At 49.5% G+C, this 12,392-nt stretch carries 9 protein-coding genes; 5 read left to right on the top strand and 4 right to left on the bottom strand.

Features of this window, described 5'->3' with window-relative positions:
• The first annotated feature begins 63 nt into the window (after positions 1–63).
• Together sohB and ABC502_RS10350 are read left to right on the top strand one after the other, a co-directional pair.
• Positions 64–1,056: a protease SohB gene (sohB, locus tag ABC502_RS10355; RefSeq protein WP_345915848.1), complete on the top strand. Its 993-nt coding sequence runs from the start codon at positions 64–66 to the stop codon at positions 1,054–1,056.
• On the top strand, positions 1,020–1,706 hold the full coding sequence (locus ABC502_RS10350; RefSeq protein WP_345915847.1) for a thiopurine S-methyltransferase: 687 nt from the start codon (positions 1,020–1,022) through the stop codon (positions 1,704–1,706). Before sohB ends, ABC502_RS10350 begins: the two co-directional genes overlap by 37 nt.
• Positions 1,707–1,710: 4 nt before the next feature.
• Here ABC502_RS10350 and ABC502_RS10345 read toward each other — a convergent pair whose 3' ends face one another.
• Positions 1,711–3,051 (bottom strand): dicarboxylate/amino acid:cation symporter, encoded by a 1,341-nt coding sequence (locus ABC502_RS10345; protein ID WP_345915846.1) that lies wholly within the window; start codon positions 3,049–3,051, stop codon positions 1,711–1,713.
• A gap of 307 nt (positions 3,052–3,358) precedes the next feature.
• On the opposite strand from ABC502_RS10345, the gene ABC502_RS10340 reads away from it, so the two are divergent.
• Positions 3,359–5,449: an Ig-like domain-containing protein gene (locus ABC502_RS10340; protein ID WP_345915845.1), complete on the top strand. Its 2,091-nt coding sequence runs from the start codon at positions 3,359–3,361 to the stop codon at positions 5,447–5,449.
• A gap of 66 nt (positions 5,450–5,515) precedes the next feature.
• Here the strand turns inward: ABC502_RS10340 and astB are convergent, their stop codons facing one another.
• Complete coding sequence (gene astB, locus ABC502_RS10335; protein WP_345915844.1) at positions 5,516–6,859, bottom strand: N-succinylarginine dihydrolase; 1,344 nt, start codon at positions 6,857–6,859, stop codon at positions 5,516–5,518.
• A gap of 217 nt (positions 6,860–7,076) precedes the next feature.
• On the opposite strand from astB, the gene topA reads away from it, so the two are divergent.
• Positions 7,077–9,671 carry a type I DNA topoisomerase gene (topA, locus tag ABC502_RS10330; protein ID WP_330088933.1) on the top strand — a complete coding sequence of 865 codons (2,595 nt, stop codon included), beginning with the start codon at positions 7,077–7,079 and terminating at the stop codon, positions 9,669–9,671.
• A gap of 40 nt (positions 9,672–9,711) precedes the next feature.
• On the opposite strand, the gene ABC502_RS10325 is transcribed toward topA, so the two are convergent.
• Positions 9,712–10,482, bottom strand: coding sequence for a hypothetical protein (locus tag ABC502_RS10325; RefSeq protein ID WP_330088932.1), 771 nt, complete (start codon positions 10,480–10,482; stop codon positions 9,712–9,714).
• A gap of 37 nt (positions 10,483–10,519) precedes the next feature.
• Entirely contained in the window at positions 10,520–11,212 is a 693-nt protein-coding gene (locus ABC502_RS10320; RefSeq protein WP_330088931.1) for a HAMP domain-containing sensor histidine kinase, read from the bottom strand.
• Positions 11,213–11,391: 179 nt separating this feature from the next.
• On the opposite strand from ABC502_RS10320, the gene cysB reads away from it, so the two are divergent.
• Positions 11,392–12,369: an HTH-type transcriptional regulator CysB gene (cysB, locus tag ABC502_RS10315; protein ID WP_330088930.1), complete on the top strand. Its 978-nt coding sequence runs from the start codon at positions 11,392–11,394 to the stop codon at positions 12,367–12,369.
• Positions 12,370–12,392 lie beyond the last annotated feature (23 nt).

Here is a 12,392-nt window from a genome sequence, read left to right as displayed (position 1 = left end):
AAGCCCGGTTCGCCGGGCTTTATTTTTATGTACAATGCTCTGAAACTGTAAAGGAGAAACATTGTGGATTTTCTGTACGAGTATGGCCTTTTTCTGGCAAAAGCAGCCACCATTGTCATTGCAACGGGGATAGTGATTGGTCTGATAGCCGGCGCTGCTATGCGTAATAAGCCAAAAAAAGGTGAGTTTCAGTTTACTGATCTGTCCGATGATTTTGTACAGTTGCAAACGGATTTAAAAGCTGAATTGATGGAAAAAAAAGCTTTTAAACGCTGGCTCAAAGATCAGAAGAAAAAAGAACCAGAGCAACGCCAAACCACATTCGTGATTGATTTTCATGGCAGCATGGGAGCGTCCGAAGTGGATGCACTGCGAGAAGAAGTCACCGCTGTCCTGGCTGCGGCTGAAGATGGTGATGATGTGCTGGTCCGATTGGAAAGTGGTGGTGGGGTTGTGCACGGTTACGGGCTGGGTGCTTCCCAGCTTGATCGCCTGCGCCAGCGGGGTATTGAGCTAACCGTAGCGGTGGATAAAGTGGCCGCCAGTGGCGGTTACATGATGGCCTGCATAGCGAACCGCATTATTGCAGCTCCTTTTGCTATTATTGGCTCGATTGGTGTTTTAGCACAACTGCCAAATTTTCACCGTTTATTGAAAAAAAATGACATCGACTTTGAGCAATTTACCGCTGGTGAGTTCAAAAGAACGATCACGCTCTTTGGTGAAAATACCGCACAGGGACGGGAAAAGTTTCAACAAGAGCTGGAGCAAACCCATCAGCTGTTCAAAGATCATGTGTTTCGCCACCGTGATGTATTGGATATGGAACAGGTTGCAACGGGCGAATACTGGCTGGCCAGCCAGGCGTTGGAATACAAGCTGGTAGACAAGTTGCAAACCAGTGATGATTTTTTACTGGAGCGGGTACAACAACGTCGGGTGTTGCAGGTGAAATTTCAACCGAAAAAGAAGTTGGCCGAGCGGGTTGGGGCCGGTGCCAGCTCAGCACTGCAACATCTGTGGCAAAAGTTGCCTTTTGGGCACTGGAGTCACTGAAAGTGGATACCGAGTTTTGGCTGGAGTGCTGGCAACAGCCGGTACCCGGCTTTCATTTGGATGCCGTTCACCCTTTATTACCCGCTTGTTGGGCTCGGGTGAGCCAGCCTCAGCATCAGCAGGTGTTGGTGCCGCTGTGCGGTAAGAGTATCGATATGTACTGGCTGCAACAGCAGTTGCCTGTGCTGGGAATCGAGCTGGCTAAGCGGCCTTGTCATGAGTTTTTTATCGAAAACTGTCTGGCAGTGAACACCGATCTGGTCGATGGCTTTATCGCGCATCGGGGGGAAACAGTGTGTATTTTGCAGGGAGACTTTTTTCAGCTGTCGGCTGAGCAACTGCAAGGCCCTTGCCTCGTTTACGATCGGGCGGCCTTGATTGCCTTGCCCAAAACCATGAGGCAGCACTATGTTCGCCACCTGCGGCAGTTGCTTCCTGCAGGCAGCACCATTTTACTGCTTAGCCTCGAGTACCCACCAGCAGAAAAGCAGGGGCCGCCTTTTACGGTATCTGCTGCTGAGATCCGGCAATTGTTTGCCGGCTGTCAGCTGGAGTTGCTGGCCATTCGTAATCTGACCGGTCAGGGCTTTGCCCGCCGGACCTTTGCAACCAGCTTTTTACTGGAAAAGGCCTGGCGGATCCAGTGTTAGCCTGTTAGCTATTGTGCAAGTGTTTAAAATCAACTGACTCATCTTTACGACCGGCATCCGGGTCGTTAAACACCGCTTCATCCAGTTGTTTTTCGCTTTTTGCAATCACGCAGCTCACCATGGAGTCACCGGTAATATTGACCGAGGTGCGAGTCATATCCAACAAGCGATCCACGCCAATAATCAGCGCAATGCCTTCTACCGGTAAACCCACCTGTTGCAGCACCATCGCCAGCATAATCAAGCCCACACCCGGCACTCCTGCTGTCCCTACAGAGGCTAAGGTAGCCGTTAGCACCACCATTAAATAATCGGTTAGTGTTAAATCTACCCCATACACCTGGGCAATAAAGACGGTGGCAACCCCTTGCATAATGGCAGTGCCGTCCATGTTGATGGTTGCGCCAAGCGGCACAGTAAAAGAGCCAATGCTGTTTTTTACCCCCAGCTTTTTGGTCACTGTTTCCAGCGTAACCGGAATAGTGGCATTGCTGCTGGAGGTACTAAAAGCAAATAAGGCGGCATCCCGCATTTTGCGTAAAAAGATTACCGGATTCAGGCCTGTCAGCAATTTTAGCAGCAGTGGGTAGGTCAGGAAGCCATGCAACAGCAAGATGCCCAGTACCACAAAGAAATAAGCAGCGAGGCTGCTGAACATATCCAGTCCCATGGTACTGAATACCCGTACCATTAAACAAAAGACCCCATAGGGAGCCAGATTCATCAAGATGGTGACCAGCTTCATGACGATGGTATTCAGATCCTGAAACAAGTCCGCGATACGTTCCCCGGTTTTACCGCTCATAGCTGTAGCAATGCCAAATAACACGGAAAAAATAATGATTTGCAGCATGTTTCCTTCTGCCATCGCATTGATGGGGTTGCGGGGAAACATGTTGATAAGCACTTGTGCCAGCCCAGGGGCTTCTTCGGTGCTAAAGTTAACATCGCTTTGCAATTCGACACCATGGCCAGGCCCAATTAATAAAGCGGCGCTGATGGCCAGGGTAATGGCAATGGCAGTAGTAAAGAGATAAAGCCCGACTGATTTGGCCCCTAAACGGCCGAGGGTGCTGGCATCCGACAGTGAGCAGGTACCACAGACCAAAGAGATAAAAACCAGAGGCACCACCAGCATTTGCAAACTGGCAATAAAAATTTGCCCGCCGATATGGAAAAGACCATCGATAAAGAATGCTTTGACCGGCAAATCGAACAGGAATAATGGGATCAGCCGCTCGTCCTGGCCGGCTAACAGCCATTGCAGACCAGCACCTAACACCATGCCTGCCAGCATGCCAATCACAATTCGGCTGGTCAGGCTTAGTTTTTTATTGTTTTGCATAGCGCAGTTCAGGTTGGATTCAAAGATGCTTAAGGTTATCAGTTTGCCTTAAGACAACCAACAGCAATTGATTTTTTTTTAAAAAAGGCTGTGACGGCTGGATAAATCCTAGGTTAAGATACAGAATAGAGATCAAACAATTACAATTATAAAGCTTTGGAGCCTGTGGATGCGTTTAATTCAGCTTATATGCACTTCGGTAATTTTTTCTTTCCTCCTGGCTGCCTGCGGTGGTGGTGGAACTCTTGATGGTGGAGGTAACGGTGGAACCGGGGGCTCAGCTCCGGCATTCACAGTGCAACTCAGCTTGACTGACAGCACAGGCGAAGCAAGTGCGTTGCTTTCAGCAGAACAACCACTGACCGCAACGGCGACACTCACCAGCTCAACCGGCAATGTTGCTGGGCAGGTGATTGCATTTTCCATGGCTCCATCTAATCTTGCTTCATTATCTACCAATACCGGCACGGCATTAACCAATGCCAACGGGGTAGCATCCATCACTCTTAGTGCCACGGATGTCAGTGGTGCCGGGCAATTAACCGCTGAATATGTGTATCCGGATGGTGAAACAACCCGCACCGCTTCGGCTGGCTTTAATTCGGCTGGTGATGGTGGAGGTGAGACCAGCGTCATTATTTCCAGCATTCGCTTGCTGGCTGATCGCACGCAATTAGGCTCGGGAGCTTCTGATGTGCTCCAACTATCCGCATTAGTTCGTGATAGCAACAATGTGTTACTTGCTGGGGTTCCAGTCATTTTTGCTACCGACTCGGGTGAGCTGGTAGTGACATCAGCCAATACAGAGCAAGATGGTGTGGCCAAAGCCAAGCTTACCAGCCAGATTGATAAATCTGTGCGTGATATTGTTGTCAGTGCCCGGGTGAGTAATGTTCGGGACGAACTGTTGGTTCGGGTGGTTGGCACCAGCCTGGAAGTGGCTGCACCATCAGCCGTTGTGCTGGGCGATCAGGTTTCGATTAACTTTTCATTGCAAGATGCCAGTGGTCAGGGCATTGCCAATGAAGTGTTAACGGTGTCTTCTGAGCTTGGAAATCCACTCAGTCAAACGTCACCAACTACCGGCAGCAATGGTCAGGTTAGTATCAGTTACGATGCGGTGACCAGTGGTGATGATACGTTGCTGGTGTCTGCGTTAGGCTTGAACCAGTCTGTGAAGCTTAGTGTTAAAGCCGACAGCTTTGTATTTCTAAAAGCAACGGAAAATGAAGCGGCAATACCCGAAGTGGACCTGAACACACCGAGCGGTATGAGCTTGGAATGGTTAACCGATGCTGTACCGAATGCTAATAATGATGTGCTTTTTTCAACCACTCGTGGCAGCATTGCCAGCTCCATCGCTGGTTTAAATGATGGCAATGTAGTGGCACAAACCTCTACCGACGGAGCGGGGCGGGCCAGTGTTTTTATCCAGTCCGCCTTTGCTGGTTTAGCCACCATTTCAGCGCGTGGTGGGGATAACGAAGTCAGCACCCAAAAGGTGATTGAGTTTGTGGCCACAAACCCCAGCAAAATGGAAGTACAGGCTTTCCCAGCACAGTTGGTGCCAGGGGACAGTAGTTCAATTCGGGCCATCGTGCGGGATGCAAACAACAACCCAGTGAAAAATCAATTGGTTGCTTTCTCACTGGATAACAGTGCTGGTGGCTCTATTAGTTCTGGCACCGCCACCACCAATTCGCAGGGTGTTGCTACGACTTCCTTTACGGCTGATCAAACCACAGGTGCAGGAGTAAACGGTGAAAATCTGGTGGTATCTGCGTCACTGGTGGACAATGCCGCTGTGACGGACTCAACCGATATTGCAGTTGGCGGCAGAACCTTGTTCTTCCGCTTTGGCACGGGCAATAGCATTGAAACACCCAGTGCCAGCACCTACCGCAAAGAGTTTTCAATTATTGTGACCGATGCTTCCGGTAATCCTGTCGCCAATCAGCCACTGAATGTTGCAGCGGTGTCATTGCGTTACAGAAAAGGGATTTGGGTACCTGCGCCACCGCCGCCTGCAAGCTTCAAAAGCTGGGAAGCTCAGACATCGGCACATTGTTTAAGCGAAGATGTCAATTTTAATGGTATTTTGGATCTTGGTGAGGATACCAATGGTGATGGTTTGCTAACCCCAGGGAATGTTGCCACTGTTCCAGCTACGGTGACATCAAATGGCGATGGCATTGCTGTGTTCCATGTGACCTACAACAGAGATGTTGCACCTTGGGTTGATATTCGCTTACAGGTCACAGGTTTTGCCGCTGGAACAGAAAATATAAGTTACCGTGAATATACACTGACAGCTGCAGCCAGTGATTTAACAACTGAAACCGTTAGTCCACCGGCCAACCCATTTGGAATAAGCCCCAAATGTGGCGATGCATTCTGAGCAAGTTTTGCATACAAAAAACCCGCGATACTGTCGCGGGTTTTTTTATGTTTGCAAGCTGAGTAATTAACCGCGTTGGAAGGGATAGACCGAACCTAAATGCATGATTTGCGTCAGCTCATCCAGAGCTGCGCGAGACTCTTGCAGCAGTTGCGGATCGGCCAAATCAGCTTCACTGATTGTATCGCGGTAATGCTTATCAACCCACTGATTCAGCGTCGCGAACAGTTCATCCGTCAGTAACACATGAGGATTGACGGCCTGGCGCTCCTGTTCGCTCATGGCAACACGTAAGCGCAGGCAGGCTGGGCCGCCACCATTACGCATGCTTTGTTTTACATCGTAATAATGTACCTGGCGGATAGGAGTGCCACGGCCGGTCAGCTGCTCCAGATAACCTGCTACCCGCTCATTCTCTCGGCACTCGGTAGGGGCGATGATGGCCATCTCGCCATTTGGCAGCGTAATCACCTGGGTGTTGAACAGGTAGGTTTTAATGGCATCATCGACTGCTACTTCCGAATCTTTTACTTCAATCAAATGCAGCTCGCTGCTGTTACCGAATTTACGTTGTAACTCTGCCAGCTTTTGCTCTTTATCGACAAAAGCTTGCTGGTGATAGAACAGCACGTTCTGGTTGCCAACAGCAATCACATCGTTGTGGAACACGCCCTGATCAATCACATCCGGATTTTGCTGCATGTACACCACATGCTCTTCCGATAGGCCATGCAAACGCGCAACTGCTTCACAGGCTTCCAGTGTATGGCGGGCAGGGAAGCGCTTAGGTGCTGCTTTCGTGGTATCAAAGGCATAGCGTCCAAACACAAAAAGCTCGACGCCTCTGGCACCGTACTCACTGCACAAGCGGGTATGATTGGCAGCACCTTCATCACCAAAATGATCGTTATCCGGTAAATGGCGGTGGTGGGCAAAATGATTTGGATCTGCAAACATGGCTTGCAGGATGCGGCCAGTGGTGTCGGGCTCCAATGAGCGATGGAACTTGTTGGTCAGATTGGCCGGGGTAAAATGGATTTTACCATCAGCCGTATCAGCGCTGGGCGAAATGGTGGCGGCATTGGCCGTCCACATGCTGGATGCTGAACAAACGGCCCGCAACACTGCCGGTGCTTGTTTCGCTGCTTTGCTAATGATATCGTGATCACTGCCGGTAAAGCCCAGCCGTCGCAATGTATAAACATCCGGCCGCTCTTGCGGGGCCAATACTCCCTGAACCAAGCCAAGATCCTGCAAGGCTTTCATTTTTTGCAAGCCTTGTTTGGCCGCCTGGCGCGGACTGGAGGTATTGCGGGCATTGTTCAGGGAGGCCACATTGCCTACCGATAGACCGGCATAGTTGTGGGTTGGGCCTACCAGGCCATCAAAATTTGCTTCAAAATACTTCATTTTTGCTTAGATCCTTTCGTTTGACTGGCACTGTTATTTTTATTTGGCCATAAGGGATTTGCTTCATTGATTTGGTGGTTTAATCACCAAGAAGCCCAAAAAACAGGGCTTAACTGCATAATAATGAGTTTATGGGCTTGTCACAACTTCAGTTTGCAGATATACGTTAAAAAAGAAGATTCCATTGGCGCACACATTAAGGCATTTTAAGGTTCAGATGGCGAAATCACTGGTTATAGTCGAGTCACCGGCAAAAGCAAAGACAATCAACAAGTACCTGGGCACAAACTTTGTTGTGAAATCCAGCGTAGGGCATATTCGCGACTTACCTACCAGCTCCAGCAAAGAGAAAGCCAAAAAAGCCAATACATCGCTAAGTAAAGAGGAAAAAGCGTATCAGGCACTGGTAGATCGCATGGGCATCGACCCTGCGAATGGCTGGCAGGCCAGGTATGAGATTTTGCCCGGCAAAGAGAAGGTGGTGAAAGAGTTAAAAACTCTGGCTGACAAAGCAGATACGGTGTATCTGGCAACGGATTTGGACCGGGAAGGGGAAGCCATAGCCTGGCATTTACAGCAAATTATTGGTGGTGAGCCCGGCAAGTTCAAACGAGTGGTTTTTAATGAAATTACCAAAAACGCTATCCAGCAAGCCTTTGAAGAGCCGGGAGAGGTCAATGTTGATCGGGTGAATGCACAGCAAGCCCGACGTTTTCTGGACCGGGTTGTTGGCTTTATGGTCTCCCCTCTGTTGTGGAAGAAAATTGCCAGAGGCTTATCGGCCGGACGGGTGCAATCTGTTGCCGTGCGCTTGGTGGTGGAGCGTGAGCGCGAAATTAAGGCGTTCAACCCGGAAGAGTACTGGACGGTTCAGGCGGATACCACGACAGCCTCAGCGACGGCCTTGTTGCTTGATGTAAGCAGGCATCAGGGACAAAGCTTCCGACCCGTCAATAAGGCGCAAACTGAGCAGGCACTGGCGCAATTGCAACAAGCCGATTATCGGGTTGCCAAGCGGGAGGATAAGCCGAGTAGCAGTAAGGCATCCGCGCCTTTTATTACTTCTACCTTGCAGCAAGCTGCCAGTACACGGCTTGGTTATGGGGTGAAAAAAACCATGATGTTGGCGCAGCGGCTCTACGAAGCTGGCCATATCACTTACATGCGTACCGACTCGACCAACCTGAGCCAGGATGCCGTCAATGCCTGCCGTGATTACATTGAGCAGAACTTCGGTAAGCAGTATTTACCACCGGCACCGTTGCGTTATGGCAGTAAAGACAATGCACAGGAAGCGCACGAAGCCATACGTCCATCCGATGTGCAGGTCAAGGCCAGCACGCTTGGGGATATGGAAGCCGATGCCCGCAAGCTGTACGAACTGATTTGGCGCCAGTTTGTAGCTTGTCAAATGCCGGCAGCGCAGTACGATGTAACCACCATTACGGTCGAGGCGGGTGAGTACGAGTTAAAAGCAAAAGGCCGGGTATTGCGGTTTGATGGCTGGACCAGAGTGCAGCCAGCAGTAAAGCGAAAAGGTGAAGAAGATCATGTGTTGCCGGATGTAAAGCCGGGGGAGCAGTTAGCATTGCAACAGCTCAATCCGCAACAGCACTTTACCAAACCTCCAGCGCGTTTTAGTGAAGCCAGTCTGGTCAAAGAGTTGGAAAAACGGGGTATTGGTCGTCCTTCTACCTATGCTTCTATTATCTCAACCATCCAGGAGCGTGGTTACGTTCGTATTGAGAACAAACGTTTTTTCGCCGAAAAAATGGGCGAGATCGTTACCGATCGCCTGCGTGACAATTTTGAAGAGCTGATGAGCTTTGATTTTACCGCCAATATGGAGCTTAAACTGGATGATATTGCTCATGGCGAAGTGTCATGGCGTGAAGTCCTGGATAGTTTCTACCTTGGCTTTTCAGAGCAGCTCAAGTTGGCGGAAGCCGATGAAGCAGACGGAGGCATGCGCGCCAACCAGTTTGTGCTTACTGATATCGATTGCCCAACCTGTGGCCGTAAGATGGGGATCCGCACTGCTTCAACCGGTGTATTCCTTGGTTGCTCCGGTTATCAGCTACCACCCAAGGAGCGTTGCACCACCACCATGAATCTGGTGTCTGGTGATGAAGCCATAGCTGATGTTGATGATGAGGAGCAGGAAACCGAAGCCTTGCGTCAAAAGCGTCGTTGCGACAAATGCGGTACGGCGATGGATTCTTACCTGATTGATGAAAAGCGTAAACTGCATGTCTGTGGCAATAACCCAGGCTGTGATGGTTTTGTGGTTGAGCAGGGCAGCTTTAAAATCAAAGGCTACGATGGCCCTGTAATTGAGTGCGATAAGTGTGGCTCGGATATGCAGCTGAAATCTGGCCGTTTTGGTAAGTACTTCGGCTGTACCAACAGCGATTGCAAAAACACCCGCAAATTATTGCGCAATGGTGAGGCTGCGCCACCGAAAGAAGATCCTGTGCATTTGCCTGAGTTAAAGTGCGAAAAGTCAGATGCATACTTTGTGTTACGGGACGGAGCTGCAGGGATTTTTCTGGCGGCGTCTACTTTCCCGAAATCACGCGAAACCCGGGCGCCTTTGGTAGAGGAACTGGTGCGTTTTCGTGAGCGCTTGTCGCCTAAGTTTTACTATTTGGCAGATGCTCCGGTCAAAGATCCGGAAGGAAACCCCAGCATTGTCCGTTGGAGCCGAAAAACCAAGCAGCAGTACGTGATGTCAGAAGCGAATGGCAAAGCAACGGGCTGGTCAGCCTGGTTTGAGAATGGCCGCTGGAAAGTGACCGATAAGGCAAAGTAATGCGGCTGTAAAGATGATAAAAACCAGCTTCGGCTGGTTTTTACCATTTGCGTTTAGGGGCAAATAACTCGTCCAGATCTTTATTTTCCAGTTCGGCTTTCTTGTCACGATCACGCTGATTGCTGTTTTTCAGCTCATTGGATATTTCTTCCAGTGCTTGTATTACTTCCGACTTGCGGGTTACCACATAATCGGTTTGGTTCGGGGCTCCCTGCAGCGCCGCCAGGGCTTTTTCGTAGTACTGGCGGGCGGATCCAAGCATCTGGGTTGAGCGGGCTTTGACCCCACGCTTAATCTGGCTCTCCACGTTAATACGCAGCTGCAGTGCCTCCAGCCGGCGATCTTCTTGAATAACCACCTGAGTTTCAGCATTGCCTTTGGCATGCTCAGAGCGCAGGATCAGGCGAAGCTTTTTGATTCCCTGGATCAGGCTGATCAGTGCTTTGTCGTCATCCGGCAAACTAATTCCTTCAGGCACCTGAATGTCCGCGGTATTATTGCCGAGTTCTTTTAAACGGTTTTGTGTTTCGTGCAAACGGTTTTTAATGTCCTTCGAACCTGGCTCCAGTTCAGTCATGGCCTTTAATGTGTAGGCGATGCGACGCAGTAGCACCTGGCTGATGGCAGGGCTCATCGGCACGTTGGCCGAGTTGATCAGGATATCTTCGGTATCTTCCAGAATGGTACGAAGCTTGCTGAACTCAGCACGCTTTAGCGAGGCCATCCGGTTACGGTGTTGCTGGACAGCGTTCACTATCACAGCAATGATGACCAGGGCAATGACCAGAATAATGATCAATGTTAATAGCATCTAAACCTCGAAATCCTGTCTGTGTTGTAACCCTGTCTCAGGGCAGTTGCAGTTGAAATAAGCCACCACCAAAAATGCCTCCATTGCTAAGTGCGATCTGACCTCTGCGGCCCTGATGTTGATGAGCGTGTGCAATTAAGTGTGCAAAAAACAAGCCAAGCCCGGTGTGCCCACGGCTTAACTCGGTTTTGCCCATCAACAAGTCACTGTTGGTAAGCATCGCTTCCGGAAAGCCAGCGCCATCGTCATGCACTTCTATGCACAGCCAGCCATCACGGACAAAAGTACAAATAGTAAGTTGTTGTTGAGTATAGCGTATTGCATTTACCACGATATCATTGACCAGGTTGGTGATAAGGTCCCGATCGAAAAACCAGTGCAGGTCTGCGTCGCATTGGATTTGTAACTGGATTTGTTTCTGCTCAATGTACAATTCATTCTTGAGCTGTATTTCTTCAAGAATATCAATCAGGTAATAATCATCAATCTGCAAAGGTAGCTGATTTCGTTCCAACCGGTAGAGCGACAGCAGTTGCAGTAAATTGGTATTTAAGCGGTTGGCTTCATAATGAATTTTGGCCAGCTCTTGCTGCGTATCAGGAGCTTTTTGCTCCAGCTCGTTGTGCATCAACTCAATGGATTGCAATAGCATGCATAAGGAGTTTTTCATATCATGCACTGACGAGGCCAGCACCGAGGCAAAATCAATCGGCGGTAAGGAATTACTCATGCGTGCTACTCATTCCTGCGATGGTTGCATCTAAAGTACTCGAAAAATGATTTTTCGTATAGCAGATGCCTACTCTTTCCATGCATTTTTAGCTACTATTGGTTATAGAACCATACAGTATCTTAAGTTAACTGGAATATCCAGCTGCTTGCCCGTGCATTGTAACAGGGAACCGTCTGATGAAACTTCAGCAATTACGCTACATTGTCGAGGTGTTAAACCATAACCTCAATGTTTCAGCTACGGCTGAAAGTTTATTCACTTCGCAGCCGGGTATCAGCAAGCAAGTCCGGATGCTGGAGGATGAGCTTGGTATTCAGGTCTTTGGACGAAGTGGTAAGCACTTAACCCACGTCACGCCTGCGGGCAAAGAAGTCATTGATATCGCGCAGCAAATTCTGGCGAAAGTAGAAAGCATCAAAGCGGTGGCGAAAGAGCATACCCTGCCGGATCAGGGTAAGTTGAATATAGCCACCACCCACACACAGGCTCGTTATGCATTGCCGCCAGTGATCGGTGGCTTTATTCAGAAATACCCCAAAGTGACATTGCACATGCACCAGGGCTCACCACAGCAAATTTCGGAAGCAGCCTCCCGTGGGGATGCTGATTTTGCCATTGCTACCGAAGCCATGCATTTGTATGGCGATTTGGTGATGCTGCCTTGTTACCATTGGAATCGCAGTATTATTGTGACCGCTGAGCATCCGCTGGCCAAGTTGCAGCGCAAGTTGACCGTAGAAGATATTGCTCAGTACTCGATTGTGACTTATGTGTTTGGTTTTACCGGTCGCTCTGAGCTGGATAAAGCTTTTAACGCTTGTGGCCTGGAGCCCAAAATTGTGTTTACCGCAACCGATGCGGATGTGTTAAAAACCTATGTCCGTCTTGGCCTGGGAGTGGGGGTGCTGGCCACCATGGCGATTGATCCTGTGTTGGATCATGATCTGGTTGCCTTGGATGCCAGTCACTTGTTTGAAGCATCAACCACAAAAATAGGCTTCCGAAAAGGCGCTTTTTTGCGTAGCTATATGTATGATTTTATTCAGCGTTTCGCCCCTCATCTCACCAAGGATGTGGTAGAAAAAGCCAACATGTTGCGCAATCAGGAAGACATTGATGCGATGTTTTCGTCGTTCAAGTTGCCAACACGCTAGCTGAACTATTGTTCTGGTGCTTT

Source organism: Alkalimonas sp. NCh-2, from assembly GCF_039631345.1.
GTDB lineage: Bacteria > Pseudomonadota > Gammaproteobacteria > Enterobacterales > Alteromonadaceae > Alkalimonas > Alkalimonas mucilaginosa.
The sequence above is the reverse complement of the archived record's forward strand: the minus strand, read 5'-3'. Positions and strand labels throughout refer to the sequence as shown.